This is a genomic window from Clostridia bacterium (genome assembly GCA_035628995.1).
GTDB lineage: Bacteria > Bacillota > Clostridia > Lutisporales > Lutisporaceae > BRH-c25.
In genome coordinates this window covers 1-15,898 of sequence record DASPIR010000003.1, presented here as the reverse complement: position 1 = coordinate 15,898, position 15,898 = coordinate 1, and the positions used below count along the sequence as shown (strand labels likewise).

Annotated in this window: 21 protein-coding genes and 1 pseudogene; all 22 read right to left on the bottom strand. The window is 37.7% G+C overall.

Going from position 1 to position 15,898, the window contains the following annotated elements; translation table 11 throughout:
- Positions 1-2 precede the first annotated feature (2 nt).
- Positions 3-569 carry a DUF1697 domain-containing protein gene (locus VEB00_00770; protein HYF81548.1) on the bottom strand — a complete coding sequence of 189 codons (567 nt, stop codon included), beginning with the start codon at positions 567-569 and terminating at the stop codon, positions 3-5.
- Between the two features lie 34 nt (positions 570-603).
- Positions 604-1,068: a GNAT family N-acetyltransferase gene (locus VEB00_00765; GenBank protein ID HYF81547.1), complete on the bottom strand. Its 465-nt coding sequence runs from the start codon at positions 1,066-1,068 to the stop codon at positions 604-606.
- A gap of 72 nt (positions 1,069-1,140) precedes the next feature.
- Positions 1,141-1,773, bottom strand: coding sequence for a hypothetical protein (locus VEB00_00760; protein ID HYF81546.1), 633 nt, complete (start codon positions 1,771-1,773; stop codon positions 1,141-1,143).
- 27 nt (positions 1,774-1,800) lie between these two features.
- The gene (locus VEB00_00755) at positions 1,801-2,211 is read right to left on the bottom strand and encodes a DUF3795 domain-containing protein (protein ID HYF81545.1); all 411 of its coding nucleotides are present in this window, start codon (positions 2,209-2,211) and stop codon (positions 1,801-1,803) included.
- A 31-nt stretch (positions 2,212-2,242) separates the two neighbouring features.
- A complete protein-coding gene (locus VEB00_00750) occupies positions 2,243-2,905 on the bottom strand; it encodes a hypothetical protein (GenBank protein HYF81544.1) in 663 nt (220 codons plus the stop codon).
- Between the two features lie 37 nt (positions 2,906-2,942).
- Positions 2,943-3,389: a PaaI family thioesterase gene (locus VEB00_00745; GenBank protein HYF81543.1), complete on the bottom strand. Its 447-nt coding sequence runs from the start codon at positions 3,387-3,389 to the stop codon at positions 2,943-2,945.
- 185 nt (positions 3,390-3,574) lie between these two features.
- Positions 3,575-3,955, bottom strand: coding sequence for a Rid family detoxifying hydrolase (locus VEB00_00740; protein HYF81542.1), 381 nt, complete (start codon positions 3,953-3,955; stop codon positions 3,575-3,577).
- An 88-nt stretch (positions 3,956-4,043) separates the two neighbouring features.
- A pseudogene (locus tag VEB00_00735) lies at positions 4,044-4,295 on the bottom strand (sodium ion-translocating decarboxylase subunit beta).
- 80 nt (positions 4,296-4,375) lie between these two features.
- Positions 4,376-4,576 carry a hypothetical protein gene (locus VEB00_00730; GenBank protein ID HYF81541.1) on the bottom strand — a complete coding sequence of 67 codons (201 nt, stop codon included), beginning with the start codon at positions 4,574-4,576 and terminating at the stop codon, positions 4,376-4,378.
- 51 nt (positions 4,577-4,627) lie between these two features.
- Complete coding sequence (locus VEB00_00725; GenBank protein HYF81540.1) at positions 4,628-5,284, bottom strand: flavin reductase; 657 nt, start codon at positions 5,282-5,284, stop codon at positions 4,628-4,630.
- An 89-nt stretch (positions 5,285-5,373) separates the two neighbouring features.
- Positions 5,374-5,754: a DUF2809 domain-containing protein gene (locus VEB00_00720; GenBank protein ID HYF81539.1), complete on the bottom strand. Its 381-nt coding sequence runs from the start codon at positions 5,752-5,754 to the stop codon at positions 5,374-5,376.
- A gap of 436 nt (positions 5,755-6,190) precedes the next feature.
- Positions 6,191-6,589, bottom strand: a complete 399-nt coding sequence (locus VEB00_00715; protein ID HYF81538.1) for a pyridoxamine 5'-phosphate oxidase family protein — start codon at positions 6,587-6,589, stop codon at positions 6,191-6,193.
- Between the two features lie 37 nt (positions 6,590-6,626).
- Positions 6,627-7,082, bottom strand: a complete 456-nt coding sequence (locus VEB00_00710) for an isoprenylcysteine carboxylmethyltransferase family protein (protein HYF81537.1) — start codon at positions 7,080-7,082, stop codon at positions 6,627-6,629.
- 532 nt (positions 7,083-7,614) lie between these two features.
- A complete protein-coding gene (locus VEB00_00705) occupies positions 7,615-8,091 on the bottom strand; it encodes a GNAT family N-acetyltransferase (protein HYF81536.1) in 477 nt (158 codons plus the stop codon).
- A gap of 180 nt (positions 8,092-8,271) precedes the next feature.
- Positions 8,272-8,817, bottom strand: coding sequence for a DUF4829 domain-containing protein (locus VEB00_00700; GenBank protein HYF81535.1), 546 nt, complete (start codon positions 8,815-8,817; stop codon positions 8,272-8,274).
- Positions 8,818-9,114: 297 nt separating this feature from the next.
- Positions 9,115-9,948, bottom strand: coding sequence for a PHP domain-containing protein (locus tag VEB00_00695; protein ID HYF81534.1), 834 nt, complete (start codon positions 9,946-9,948; stop codon positions 9,115-9,117).
- Positions 9,949-10,309: 361 nt separating this feature from the next.
- Entirely contained in the window at positions 10,310-10,858 is a 549-nt protein-coding gene (locus VEB00_00690; GenBank protein ID HYF81533.1) for a hypothetical protein, read from the bottom strand.
- A gap of 361 nt (positions 10,859-11,219) precedes the next feature.
- Positions 11,220-11,882, bottom strand: coding sequence for a hypothetical protein (locus tag VEB00_00685; GenBank protein ID HYF81532.1), 663 nt, complete (start codon positions 11,880-11,882; stop codon positions 11,220-11,222).
- A gap of 326 nt (positions 11,883-12,208) precedes the next feature.
- Positions 12,209-12,766, bottom strand: coding sequence for a DUF3795 domain-containing protein (locus tag VEB00_00680; protein HYF81531.1), 558 nt, complete (start codon positions 12,764-12,766; stop codon positions 12,209-12,211).
- A 359-nt stretch (positions 12,767-13,125) separates the two neighbouring features.
- On the bottom strand, positions 13,126-13,650 hold the full coding sequence (locus tag VEB00_00675; protein HYF81530.1) for a GNAT family N-acetyltransferase: 525 nt from the start codon (positions 13,648-13,650) through the stop codon (positions 13,126-13,128).
- 282 nt (positions 13,651-13,932) lie between these two features.
- A complete protein-coding gene (locus tag VEB00_00670) occupies positions 13,933-14,646 on the bottom strand; it encodes a class I SAM-dependent methyltransferase (protein HYF81529.1) in 714 nt (237 codons plus the stop codon).
- A gap of 317 nt (positions 14,647-14,963) precedes the next feature.
- The gene (locus VEB00_00665) at positions 14,964-15,719 is read right to left on the bottom strand and encodes a hypothetical protein (protein ID HYF81528.1); all 756 of its coding nucleotides are present in this window, start codon (positions 15,717-15,719) and stop codon (positions 14,964-14,966) included.
- Positions 15,720-15,898: the final 179 nt, after the last annotated feature.

Here is a 15,898-nt window from a genome sequence, read left to right as displayed (position 1 = left end):
ATCTATTTCTCCCTCTCCATGGATTTTGCCATCACAACAAGCTTGTTTATTGTCTTCCAATTACGCACAGTTGCCGGTATCTCCAACTTCTGAAGATTATTAGCAAGCTTGGAGTTTCGTATGCTATGACGGAATAAAAGAAAGACCTCTCTGTCTATGATCCGATATTCATCGTTTTCACTTCTATATTTATTTAAATGTTCGCTCTTTTCTTGGGAGGGTGCATAGGCTAAAATAGAAACGTATAGACTCTCTCCCTCTGATGACGACTCCGCTTCCGATACTTCTCCCTTTGAGAATGGACAACTAGAGATAATTCGTTCTAACTCCTCTGAATCTCTCAAAATAACTGCTACAGAAAATCCAAAGACATCTTCAATTTCATACTCAATTTTCTTACGCAGTATTTCTTCCTCTTCATTGGATTTAAATAGAACATTACCGCTTTGAATATATGTTTGCACTTCACAAAGCCCCATAGTTTCAAATACCCGCTTCAAGTCGGCCATTTTAATAATATTCTTTCCACCTACATTGATACCTCGTAATAGCGCGATATAAATATTCAAACGTAACGCCTCCTAAAAAGATGTGTGGCATGTTCTATTTTGTCACTTGTTCCAATATAGTACTTCGCTCATAAAAGCCATATTTCTTATAAAAGTCAAATACTTGCTCATTACCTTCTGCAACACCAATAATTTTCATTTTTACATTTTTACTATCTAACCACTCTAAAGATCTACTCATCAGCTTATCTCCGATACCAAATTTCCGATACTCCGGTTCAATATATAACGAGTCAATCTCACCAACTGAATCTATGGTAATTGTGCTAATACAATACCCCACAAACGTTTGATTTTCTGATGCTTTTACTAAATCAATCCTTAATTCTATATTAGTATTATCTATAAATTTCTTCTTCCTCACATCAAATGTAAAATCCTTAAACTTATCTGCAAAATATCTGGAATTTACTTGATGGTGTTTATTCAACTTCTCCCATAACGGCTGTACAGAATCTAATAATTCAGTTCCCCCAGTAACAAAATCAATCATGTTCATTCAGTATCCCTCCCAATACGTACAATGCAGCCACTGATGGCTGATGCCCATTGCTAAAGTATGTTCCTCTTCCTAAGGCTGCTTTTCAGTGTCGTAAAACTTACATTTTAATAGATAAACAACATCGTATTCCGCTATTTCTTCCATATGTGCCTCTGGATTATCGAAAAACTCCCCGCTAAGTGGACGGAAAGCTGTTTCTTTTTCTCCTGATACTCTGTAGCAAACATTTGCTAATACAATTTCTTTGTCTCCAATGCTTATCTTTGAATTATTGACTGACATTGCAGAAGCAACAGATGAACCCTCTTTTGCCTGATACTCTTGATTTGTTTCCCCTTTGCTCAACGCTCCCCCTGCATTTATTGCCAATGTCCACTCGCTTGTCCCTTTTTCGTTTTCTTCTACTGCAGCTATAATCATATTTCCTTCACTTACCGACAAGCCTGTTGCCAACTTTCCAATGTTTGATACTTTCTTCCCATGCTCATATCTATCTGCCCATACCTCAACCCATTTATACTTATTATCAACATTAAAATCAAAGGCAAAGTATTTATTGCTTCCTACTGACAAAAGCATCTTCTCTTTATCGGTTAACTGAGCTTTAGTAATCACATTGGTATTTGTCTTACTAGTATCATCACATGCTGTAAAAGAGGGAACAACTAGCATCATAAATAAAATAAATACAAATTTCTTCATCCACTTACCCCCCCATATTTAAGTATATTAAAGTTGCAAACCCTTGCCGGTTCTAAGAAGCCTTAATACAGCCTCCTCACTGCCCAATCCGTCATAGTCTTTTTGATATCCATAAAATATACCCTCTTGTTGATTTGCAAGTATATATTCAATTAGTTTCTCTATACCTTCTTCTTTCGCACAGCTTATAAAAGCTCGCAGCCTTATATCATGACTTTCACTGAACATATCCTCATCACAAGGGAAATCATCGCATTCCCAGCACCCGTTTATACCCTTATTAATACAACAATTGTATTGATAGCAGCCACTATCAGATAAATGCCTTCCGCAACAATTATTTTCTGATTTACAACCACTACATTTATCTGCGACATGACATAATTTGCATACCAGCCCACAATAACCAATGCTTTCAGCTACTTCTTTAATTATCATCTTTACTTGCCCCCTCCAAATTTAAATATGATTACCACTTAAATAATAAGGGTAGGTCCGGCCTAAAATCCTTGGATTGATTTAATGTTCCATTATCAAACTCTAATTCAATAAGGTGCTCTTTATCTTGTTCAATTGATAGATTATGCAGCCGATTTAACATAAGGGCAGGCTCTGATAAATTATTTTTTTGATTTACATGGATTTTTACAGATGTTACTTCCTTCAAAACTACTTTATGCTCCATTGGTTCTCTCTTCGCAATATGAGCCTCATCCTGCCTTTTGGTGAAAGTCAGATAAAAATACATTGGTTCACTCAGTGGTGTATTATCAGCTACTTGAATTTTAAGAAAATCCGGCAAATAAATAGGGTGATAATCCCATGCCGGAAATGGTGCTGTTTCACTGATTTCCGTTGTAGGTCTGAATGCAACTCCAAATGGAGAAACATTACTTGTAGTTGGTAAACAACGTTCATATAATCTCATTGGCTTAGTTCGTTCACTCTGTACTTCTTCCAAATTTTCTATCCACAAAAGCTCCAGCATTAAGTTATGAAAATAAAATCTTCTACTTGCCGTCCCTTGCCCTGGGTGAGTATTTGAAGAACCTTCTACAAGCCCGAATTCTTTCAATAAATCTCCCACCGGTGCTTTAGTTTCCGTGCATATATAAATATGGTCAATTTCCATTTGATTGCCTCCTAGCTAAACGTGTAAATTAAGGTAATTATTTAGATTGGGGATAGTCATTCTCGCAAAAATCACCTGTAACAAAATATGAGGCTTGTGACCTAACAAGTAGTTGCTGTTGTTCATTGAATATTTCACCTGATGCTCGCATGATAGTATTACCATTGCTGATAACCTTGCCAACTGCGGTAAGAGTGCTTCCTACAGGTGCATTTTTTATATAACTAACGCTCATATCAATTGTCACTACACGTTTTCCCAGAGTTATACAAGAACCTCCCATTGCCACATCTGAAATTGAAGCCAAAGTGCCTCCATGTACAAAACCATACAGATTGCAATGTTTATCAATAATTTTTATACGATAGATGACTTTTCCTTCTTCGAGTTCAACAACTTGCAGTTCAAGAAAATTCTCAAGAATAGGAGATTGATAAGTTTCCTTTAAATAATTTCGAAGCCACGAAAGGTGCTCTTGTGACATAATAACGCCTCCAATATGTTTTAGAATATTATTATCGTAAATAACGTTTACTACTTCGAATTCTACAATGCTTTGCCCTAAAAATCGTATCATGCCTCAATTGAGCACATTATTACGTGGCATAACTCTCTATTTTCCATGTTCAAGCAGGTGTTGGTATTGCCAATTATATTCCTTGCGTCAGATTATTTTCTCCTGGCAATCATTTCGATTTCAACCTGAGCACCTAGAGGTAATGCTGCTACTCCTATAGTTGTACGAGCAGGATAAGGTGAAGAAAACTGTTTTGAGTATACTTCATTCATTGCTGTGAATTTGCTCATATCAGTTAAAAATACATTCACTTTTTCTACATCGTCAGGTGTCAGACCCGCTGCTTCCAATACGTTGAAAAGGTTCTTAAAGCATTGTTCAGTTTGGTCAGTAATATCACCTTCTACAAGTTTTCCTGTTTGAGAATCTATTGGGGTTTGTCCAGATAAAAATATCAAATCTTTTGATTCAACTGCATGTGAATATGGTCCAACTGCGACAGCTCCTGCTGCACTAAAAGCTTTTCTTGACATAATAAGTTCCCTCCCTTATTAATTATAACAAAATTACTTACATACGCCTTACCCTTCACATAGAAGAGTTCAATAATAAAACAGAATTCTAATTACTCATAAGCAACTTTTTTATTGGCTTGAAAAACAACATCATGATAGCAAATGCAATAATCCCCGGATATGCTGCTAAGAACAATATCTTGATTATCAAATAATTAACAGCAGTCAAATTTTTACTGCTAACAAATATACTTGTTGGTCCGTCAGCTGCACCAATTATACCTATTGACGCAGCCTCATGAACAGTTACGAAACCCCATAAATAGTTAACGACTACTGCTATTATCAGTGATGCAAAAGTATGTTTAAATATATTCCATTCTTTCATGTCATTTCCTTCCCTTCAAATCCATGTTCTTTTCTCATTGATATACGGCATTAATATGAACCTTGTTCTACATAAGCTTTACATGGAGGGTCGTAGTCTTTAACATATCTTTCATGTTCTGAACAGAAATTGCTTATACCATCCCGATATTCATTGAATTCACAATTTATGCAGCCTTCTGCACTATCTCTGGATAAATCTTTAATAATGGACTCTTGTTTTTCTTCAGCCAAAAGTTCTTTATCAGCCATATAGCACACTTCCTTTCTGCAAATACGAATTATTACTCTGCAAAAATAACTTTAAATATCTATAGAGGAAGCAATATCCAACGAAGCAAAGATCCCTTTATTATGATTCCCTGTCTTAGGATTCAATGCTTCTTGTATGTCATACACCCAGCCCCGCTTTTTATTTGCTTCTCTAATGTCATCAGATAGTGCATCTTCACTTATTGCAGCATGCACTATACTGCCTTGAACTAGAGTACTGAACTTTGTTTCACTTTCGACATCACGCATCCAATCTAATTTACATTCAAGATGCGCAAAGCATTCTTTTATACGGGGTGCCTTCACAATTTGTGAAGATTCTATTTGTAACCCAGAGGCAATTATCTCATCTGTATTATCATCATATCTATTGATTGATCTCATAAACTTATCTTTTAAGGTGATGATCGGATAGTTGATAACAAATTCTTTTGTGCTTTCAATTAACTTCCTTGTTTCAGTGTAATTATGTACTTGAAGAATAAACTTAGGCTCATTACCCGACCCAGCCATCATTCCCCAAGCACTTAGCTGCGCATTAGAAAGTCCATTTTCCTTTAATGTAGTGATTATAAAGACCGGAGCAGGTACATCAATTACAAAATGATACCAGGAAAATACTTCAAACTGTCCTTCCCAAGCTTCTTTTGTTCCTTCTGGTGGGATAACTGGCAATTCAATTTTCATTATATGACCTCCAAATCAAATTATTGTTTACATTACATTTTTCTATAGGACTCTACCCCATGGCGGTGCTTGTCACACTATTATTTAATCTACATTGTACTATATCTTACTAGTTTCGTATCAATAACATATATCAAAATACCCCCAATAGTATAAGCAATTAAATCACGCGGATCGAAAATTGATCCAAGTATTAGTTGGGCCATTGTATTGTGTTCAAGTCCAAATAAAGTTGTAACCTTTAAATATTGTAAAAATTCTATAGCAAAGGCAACCCCTAGAGTAAAAATGGTAAGCTTTAGTGCATGAAAATTCCAAAAGATCTTGATAAAAAAATACATCAGCAAAATAACAATTATATCGCCAATAAATCCTCTGATGAACTGATTACCATTGAAAAATTTCACAATTAAAACACAAGCTATAAAGCATATAATTGATAAACTAAAATAAACTAATCGTCTTTTCAAAATTATCCCTCGTTCTTCTTAATATATTGGGTTCTCCTCTCCCATTAGCAAGGACATGCGCCATAACCAGCATATGTCATACAAAGCACTACTCTAACATACTTAATTCACTCTTCTTTTCATAAAAAATGCGACTTCGCCATTGGTTACAACAATCATATTTTGATTGGATTATTACATCCTTTGTTAAAACATATGGACAATACCCAAATTCTTTTTTCGTAATACAATTGCTTGGTAATGTAAATCTGAATTTTCTTGTTTAACTACTTCAAAATCAACAATTTCAAAGTACTCTTCAAATATTCTCTTTATTGAGTCATCGTCGTAGAAAGAAAAGAACCTCTTTGGCATGTAAATATCCTCTTCCCATATACCCTCAGAGTTACGCCCTCCATATACTCCGACATACAATAGTCCATCAGACTGTAAAATATTATATAACAATTGCATCATTCAACGAGATTTTTAAAATACAAGTGTTTTCATCTTGCTCATCAACATGTTTATCATAAAATGCAACAAACACACTCTTTAATTCTTCTCTTAGCCCTCTGTTTGGCTCGTCAAGCGGATTACCAATGTTTTCACCGATACCATGTGCTACAAACAAATTGTGGTTCAAGGCAACATTTGGGTTTTTCAGAATTTCTTTCATTTTATTGCTTAATAAATATGTTGTAATATAAAATGCATTTTCCTTGTAGTAGGAGTCTACAACTCGTATGTTTGCTTTGTCACCAAAACAATTCCATAAACAACTATTGCTATAGTCACCCACATTGCTAGTGCAATTGGAGTTTCTTTGGCATATTCTAAAGCATTTGTTTTCCATGAACCCTTCTGCAATCTCACTAAATATTGATCCTTCTTTATAGCCACGGTATTTTTACCTTATTGCAGTATTCATCCCAGGTGACACCAAAAATCTTTGACAACATTTTTTCTTCTTCAGGCGAAAATATTCTAGATCCAATATATACGATAATTCCAATCAAAACTCCTAACCATGTATTAAATAGAAAACCAATCCATGGCAGCACAAGTAAAGCCACACCTGTATATAATGGGTGCTTAATTAAAGAGTAAGGTCCATTTGTTATCAGTTCTTTTCGAGGTATTTTTGTTAAGATCAAAACTACTGACCATATCCAAATTGTAACCCCAGGAATTAAAATAATAATAGAAACTACCTTTAGAACAATTGATGGACCACCAACACTGAATAAAGATGGAATCATAATATTCAGAACCAAACCAATTATCAAAAACGGCAATGTAAGCAGTCCAATTTTCTTTCCACTTCCTACAAGTGCTTTCAATTTCATATTCTTTCCTCCAATACTCTCAATATTTTAGACTCATGACAACTTGAGTGTGATGAACCGAGGTTAATGATAACTCTATCAAAGATGTACACCAATTATTTTAAAAAGGCAGTTCGTTTTTCGTCGGCGCGGTAAAAAATGTTTTATAAGTAGCCGCCATGGATGGCGGCGTCCCGTCGCCTGATGTCGACAAGAAGGTCGACCCCTTAAACAAGAACTTATCACATACTTCTTTTCAGAATTTCTAACACCTTTTCTCTGGAAACATTCCATTCACTCTCTAATTGCTGAATTAGCTCATCTGAAAAACATACACCACTATATTGATTGAATAACTTCATTTCCTCAATATAGCTTTCCAAAGCATCTTTTCTTGAAATGATGTCTTTGAATTTCACTTCCACTACATCAATATTTAAAAACTTTTTACAGAAGTCTATCGTACAGCGCTCTGCTTCTTCAATACCTATACCATCCCCAGGATACCAAGTCTCTATGGATCGAGGTTTAATATTATCTGCATTCCTTTAAATTAGATAATAAATAATGTCATTTCATATTTTCCGCCATGTGATCCATCCGAAAAAGTCAAACCATCTGTCTTTTGCGTAACTTTGAAACCGCACTTACTGTAGCATCGTATAGCTCTGTCATTGTAGTCCCGTACATTCAAATATATGCTTTTCAATCTCAGCTCATTCGAAGCAATTTCGATTAACCTCCTTACTATTTCCTTTCCGATACCTTTTCCCCTACTGCTAATATCAGCAATATAAATGCCAAGCTTTGCATCCTCAAGGGTTATGTCTTCTAACCATGCAGTTCCAATGAATATACTGTCAAGTTTAATCATATATAATAGGGTTTTTCTATCAGCAAAACCATCCTTTTCTCTTAAATACTTAGGCCTTGAATGAGATTGAAACTTGAAGATTTCTTTTTCTTCTTCCCAACCTTCAATTATTGGCAAATGATCAGACTCAATGAACTTCTCTAATAGCACTTCCATGAATAACCCACCTCACTTCCTAAAATCCTATTTCAATGCTCCTGAAGGATAGCAAGAATGTTACACCACATGGCGTATAACGGTCTCGCACTCACGATACCTCGGAGCAGTACCCGCAGAGCTCCACTCCTGACGGTGCTTGCCAGCCGCAGACAAGGATGTCTTAGTTCAGCCTTATTACTATGGACTTGTTGCTAATCCCCCGATCTTCCATATGTTATCTTCTTTTTCGACGTTCACAAATCGTTCATTTTTTCCATTCACCCAACTCGGATCTTCCTTTGTAAGCTTTAAGTCAAAATATGCTTCAAACCATACAGTTGGAACTCCCTCTGGGACTCTTGTTGTAACAAACTCTTTCGTTTTAAATGGTGGTATATATCCTTTAATTTCAATTAGTTTAATCGATTCTATAATGCTATTCTTAGAAGCACTATTATATCCTTCAAAATCCTTATATCCGCTTCGATACTTTGTTGACATCAATTCCCACGATTTCAAGTAATCTCTATGTTCAAGTGCATTGAAATAATCATTAATAAGTTCTTCTACTTCCTTTTGATCATCTATAGTAATATCCATGGGTAATATATGTATCTCTTCTTCCATTGTTTCTTTGTTTGAAGCTGCACCCTCTGCCTTAGATAAATTGGGGGAACCAGCTAATTCACCTTTGCAACCTATCAAAGTTAATATTATCAGAATAATTACTAATAATCTTTTCATCAAACTCGATCTCCTTCCTTCGTCCGCCACGAATTACGAATTCTAAGCATGATATTTTACCTAACGGTCCCACACTCACGATACCACTGAACCGGACTTTCAGAGCCTGTCCCCTTGATGGAGCTTCGCTCCCGGTGAAGGGGTCTAGTTGCTGACCTAACTCCAGAGAAATGGCTTCTGCAACCCAAAGCACGCAAGCTTCCTGCTCTTGCCCGACCTGCCGCAGCGTGAGGGCTTTGTTTAAGTGAAGTTGGTCGGCCCCTTAAGGAAATCTGCATGTAACTACAACCCAAAATCTTATATTAGTCCTTTTAAATTTAAATCATTTATATCAACCTTAACTGCACCTATTGCATAATGGATGCCATCAATAAATGATGCAAAATCACCATGAGAGTCACTACCGGCAGTAATTAATAGGTCATTTCCCCTACAAAAATTAACGCAAATATCTGTTATCTCTTTGTTATGTGAAGGATAATAACATTCAATTCCATCAATACCGAGATTATTTATCCCATATAAACTTTTCATAAAATTGCTAGTTGTTTTATCGAGTCGCTCACCAGGATGCGCTAAGACTGCCAGACCACCTGCATTATGGATTACACCACAAACAGTTTCCATGGTTTGAAAGCTACTTGAGCATTTCGCGCCATACTCTCGATAATACTTCATGCATTCAGGATAACTAACAGTAAACCCTTTACTCTTTAAATAGTCAATCCCTTTCCAACCACCATTTACTGGTGTACGATTAAAAACTTCATATTCTTTGAGTCCGATTTGTGGATAGTCCACCGACATCTTTTCAACTAAATCAACGCTCATTTGCTCCATTATGTCATTAGTCGTTTTTAGAAGATTTATAAAAGATGGATTATCAGCTCTACAATTGTATGCTAAAATATGAATGTTTAAACCACCAAACAAGCAATCTATTTCTGCACCACTGATACACGTAATATTCCTGCTATCGCAAGCTTTCTTCAACCGTGGAAAGCTTGCGATTGAGTTATGATCGCATACGGAAATTAGACCAATACCGTTTTGTTTGGCTTCCTCTACAACCTCTTCTGGGGATCGGGTTCCATCGGAAAAATAAGTATGAATATGTAAATCAGCAATCATTGAGTTCCTCCTCACTAGTATTATACTAATGCGTGTTCAACTGCAAAGTCATCATTCAGATTCCGCCGCAGGACGCGGCGACCTTACGGCCAATTTCACTTAACGGTTTCGCACTCACGACACCACTGAACCGGATCCGCAGAACCCATCCCCCCTGGCGGAGCTTCGCTCCTGGTGAAGGGGTGTAGTTGCCCTGCTCCCGCTCTAAAGCAAATGCGTACGGCAACCCAAGGCACGTCTGCTTCTTGTTCCTGCCCGACCTGCCGCAGCGTGAGGGCATTGTTCGTGTGGCGGGCTCCAGAGGCAGAGCCGCATGGACGCGCGCCTTTAACATAAAAATCACTTCTGTTAATAATACCTTTTACTCTTGTTGTGATCCTTCACCGATACCTACTGTTCGTAGCTTCTTAATCGTGTTAATAATACCTTCTGTACCAAGAACTAACCAGAATCCCAATATGCTCTGAATTCCTGCTCCAATAATCTTTGCCAAATAACTATTGTATATTCTGTTTTCACTGCTTATCTGTGAATTTGACATTACAATTATCTGGTATAGGCTAATGATTAAATCAGGCATTGCTTTTGCTATTACCAAAATACCAGCAATACAAAACGCAATGTTTTGAACTTTGTCATAATCAATATTCTGGGATATTCCCTCATATTGCACTTCTCCAATTAATCTTTCTGATATCTTGTCAGCAAATATCCAAAGCAATATACTGAGTACTACCATTATTATCATTGGAATAGTAACAGACAGCACTCCGATATCAGTTTGCTCATTTAAATGTCGTATAATTTCCAATAATGAAATAACTGAGCTTACAGTAAAAACCATGTATGTCATGAAGTAATACAGGGCAATTAATCTTATGCTCATTTTGGTTAATACCTTATAATTCATACTGTTCCTCCCCCCCAAAAAATCTTACAAATCCAACCCCGTTAATCTGATAACTCTGATATTTATATTATATGCAAGAGTAATCAATTAAAAAGCGAGGTCAGTGCGACCGAGCCTTCTATTCCGCCACATGTCACATAACGGTTTGGCACTCACGACACCACTGTACCGTACCCGCAGAGGCTTTCCTCTTGGCGGAGCTTCGCTCCCGGTGAAGTGTGTGTGGATGCCCTGCCCCCGCCCCAGAGTAAATGCGTCCGGCATCCCAAGGCACGTCTGCTTCTTGTTCCTGCCCGACCTGCCGCAGCGTGAGGGCATTGTTATACGAAGGACCGATTCTTAATGCAAAGAGCTAGAATGTCTACCACTTTATAAATAAAGGTAATTCAGGTCTGAAATCTCTTGATTGATTTAATGTTCCATTATCAAACTCTAGCTCTAAAAGGTGTTCCTTATCATTTTCAATCGATAAGTTCTGAACTTGATTTAGTACAAAAGCAGCGTTTGATAATGCATTGTCTTGGTTTACATGTATTTTTACAGATGTTACTTCCCTTAACGGCACTTTATGTTCCATTGGTTCTCTTCTTTCGATTGGGACTTTACCCTGCCTTTTTGCAAAAGACAGATAAAAATACATTGGTTCACTCAGTGGTGTATTTTTAGCCACTTGAATTTTGAGATGTTCTGGTAAATAAATCGGGTGATAGTCCCATGCCGAAAATGGTATTACTTCATCTTCTCCCTCTGTAGGTCTGAATGCAATCCCAAATGGAGAAATCGTATTTGTATTTAATAAACATCGTTCATATAATCTCATAGGTTTAGTGCGTTCACTCTTTACCTCTTCAATGTTCTCTACCCACAAAAGTTCCAACATGAAGTTATGAAAATAGAATCTTCTATTTGCTGTTCCTTGCCCTGGATGAGTATTTGAAGAGCCTTCTGTTAGTCCAAATTCTATCAGCAAATCTCCTACTGACGCTTTGGCTTCTGTGCATATATAGATATGATCAATTTCCATAAGTTTTCCTCCATATATAGTTAATCAATTCTTGTATAATACAAGTATCGTCGTAAAGTAGCTTTACTTGGTCTTTCGTATAACGGTTCCGCACTCACGACGTACCTGAACCGGACCCCGAAGCCCTACTCCTTGGCGGTGGTCACACCCGGTGAATGGATGTATATTCAAGTATTATTCGGAAGCCAATCTTTGACTTACCGCACACTATAGGCTTAACCCACGTAAGTGCCTTGTTATATGATGGATCGAGCCCCGCAGAGACAAGAGCGGCCCGGATGCTGTGACCTAAACATATCTCTCACTTGTGTTTTCTAAATATTCCATTATCCTTTTCGTAACCTTAGATTATATTTCTTCGTCTCCGCAATTTCATCTAGTATCTTATGGAGGACTTTCGCTTTACTCTTAATATCTAACCCATGCGAGTCTTTTTTTGCTCTTTCTACTGCATCTTCTAATTCTTCCACTTCTATAACCGTAGAAGCATTACAATAATAAATTTTCGAACGCCCCTCATTAAAACTATCCAACATCTCTTTGAGAATCTTTTCCTTCACATTTTGTAATTCAACAAATTGTTCAATCCCGTTGATTTGTACAAAACTAATATCATCCTCAAGCTTTTGATAGCTTTTAAATGAGTCACGTTCTTTACCTATCTCCCTATGCTTATTCCATTTTTCACAATTGGCACTTTCATTGCATTCCCAGCAAAATTCAATTCCTTTTTTCTTAATTGCGCAGGTAATAAAAGGGCAACCGACACTCATTCTTGCCTCACTTTTACATCCTTCACATTTGCTCTTGCTATCTGTCTGATACATTGGACATAATTTACACGAGAGACCGCATATCCCTACTTGAGGATGTTTGACTTCCATATTCTTCCCTCCTCCGACATCTTATACTACTCAATATAACCCAAGTATTTACTTGCAAAGCCTAACCCCAAATTATGCGACACAATGTCGCGTCCATCGCTCGGTCTGTCATATAACGGTTCCTCACTCACGACACCACTGAACCGGACCGGCAGAGACATCCCCCCTGGCGGTGCTCCGCTCCCGGTGAAGGGGTGTGGTTGCCCTGACCTTTCTCCAGAGAAAATGCACCTGGCAACCCAAGGCACGCTTGCTCCTTGCTCTTGCTTATCGTGCCACAGCGTGAGTGTTGTGTTAGGTGAAGGATGGTGCCCCGCAGAGCTTAGCTTGGCAATGATGTCGATCTCCATAGAAAAATACTAAAGTTCCAAATCTAAATGTATATCATATGGCTCTAGCTCAAATAGTTCTTTATTTATCTCGGCTGTAAGTTTACAACCCATTCGCATGTAAAAATCTACAGTATTCTTAAATGGAGTTGCTGATATGTAAAACTTAGAAGCTCCTAATTCCTTCGCTTTGACCTTACAAATCTCCATTAGCTTTCTCCCGATGCCTTTACCTCTATAGGGGCTACTTATATATAGCATGTCCAGCTTGAGTTGATCCTTGTTCCGTCCAAAGAGTTTGTTATCCAATGCTACCAATCCAGCAATGCTCTCTCCATCAAAAGCTCCAAAGATATACCCTTGTCTATCGTGTAGGTCATATAGTCTATTAATAAAGCTGCTTAATTCTTCCTTATCCCATGCCTTAATATCATATGATTCCTTTTCCAATTCTAATTTACCATTTTTGAAGTAATAGACATATTCCACTACCTCACTTCTGTCAATTTCACTTAATCTTAAAATTTCCTCTCTGTACATCTCTTTGTAGTTCATATATTAACCTCTTTATTAATTAATCTAAAATGCAGTCACGTACACCAGGTGTTGCACCATCTGTCGCCTAACGGTCTCGCACTCACGACACCACTGAACCGGACCATCAAAGCGCGTCCTCTTGGTGGAGCTTCGCTTCCAGTGAAGGGATGTAAATCGGAACTCTATTAGAAAATCCTCGTTTTACTTACCGTCCTCCTAAGGCTATGCCCACGTGAGTGCCGTGTTAGACGCTGTTCGACGTCCCTAGCTTCAGTGGTTGGCATGGACGCCAACCAGCTGTTACCTTTTCTTCATCAGCACTGCCCAACAAAATGCCTTACCGAACAAGCTGTTATCACTAATTTCCTTCATTTCTCTGAACTCAACTATCTCAAAGTGAGGACTTAGAATTGACTTTAATTTGAGTTCTGAAAAGCCAATTCCACCATGCATAGAAAAGTCCCTATAAACATCATAATCAGAAATATTTGCTCCACCCTTCAAGTTGAAAGCAGTAAGTCCAAAATAAGCTCCTGGCTTTAGAATATCTATAATCTTCTTAATGTATTGGTTTCTCCTGTGAGGCTTGATATGATGTAAACAGCCACTGTCATAGACAAAGTCATAACTGCTATGATGTACTTGGAAATCAAAGATGGACTTATTTATAAAGTTCACATCCACATGCTCCTCACTTGCATTTTGATTTGCCCACTCAATTGAAGTTGTTGAAAAATCAATACCATCAACTTCAAACCCTTGCTTTGCGAGAAATATTGAATTTCTTCCATTTCCGCATCCAATATCAAAAGCTCTTCCTCTTTTGAATAATCCTTTCTCCAAAAATGATACAAGATTTTCATCAGGCGCATTGATAAAGAAAGGAATTGGTTTACTCCTATCAGAATAAAATTTATCCCACCATTCTCCACCTCTCCTTTCAAGAAGAGTATCTAGCATAGTAAAAATATCTTCATTAGATTTAATGATTTCTTTGTCAATTTCGATTCCCATTGTATATGCCTCCAAACTTATTTTCAGTAGATATCAAAAGCCGGGTAAGGACGCCCGGTATAATCGTCGAATGGTGTCTAACGGGTTCGCACTCACGACACCCCTGCACCGGACCACAGAGCTCTTCCTCTTGGCGGAGCTTCGCTCCCGGTGAAGGGGTGTGGTTGCTGACATTTCTCCAGAGCAATGGCATCTGCAACTCAAGGCACGCTACTCCCTGCACCTCCCACCGTGCTACAACGTGAGCGCATTGTTATATGAAGTAGGCAGCCCCGCGAAGCCCGACTTCCATTGACAATAAACGTTAAAGTAATACTCTAGAACTGCCTTTCTCCATTTGTATCAAAGTCAATTAAATTTACAAGCTCTTTCTTTCCCCTATTTGACTTTACTTCTTTCTCAACTCCATTCTCATCAGTTTCTATTCTAATATAATCACCAGTTAGTAAATTGAAATCTTCATAAAGTCTACCTGCACTTGATACAGCATGAAACCAGTCCTTAGTCGCTCCAATTAAGTACCATCCATCATCTTGAAATCTAAATCTATAGGTATTGCTCCATCTCCAAGCACTTCCACCATAATGATTGATTAATAATGACCCCCTATCTATTTCTAGACCCATGAACGGATCACCCATCACGCCACCTTCATCAGCTCTTAAAATTGTCTTCTCTGCCTTAATTGATAAACTGTATGATTTATCTTCGTTGCCAAGCGCTATTATCAGCATACGTGGTGCAGCTTCTTCACTTGTACTTATTCCTTCAACCACAACTGCGACATCAGAGATTCCATCTTTGTTTAAATCACCTTCAACTTTTGATTCTCCATAACCATTTAAAATATGCCATCCCTCAGGTATGAATGAAGAAATATCACTATCTACTATTCCAGATTGTTCATTGCCTTTTGAGTTATTGTCTTCTACACTTGCCTCACTGTCTAACTCTATCGTTGTACTAGTACTGTTGGCAGGTTTTATAGATATATATGGTGCATTTTCATCACTGCAGGCCACTGCAACTATAAAGACTAATAAACCAAACAATAGTAGGATTATTCTTTTCATCATTGCTCTCCTTCAAAAGACAAAAGTTCAATTAGTCATTAACACAAAGCTGAGATCGAAATTAAAATATGCTGCCATATTTCACATAACGGGTTCGCACTCACGACACCACTGAACCGGACCCCATAGCCATTCCCCCTGGCGGAGCTTCGCTCCCGGTGAAGGGGTGTAGTTGCCCT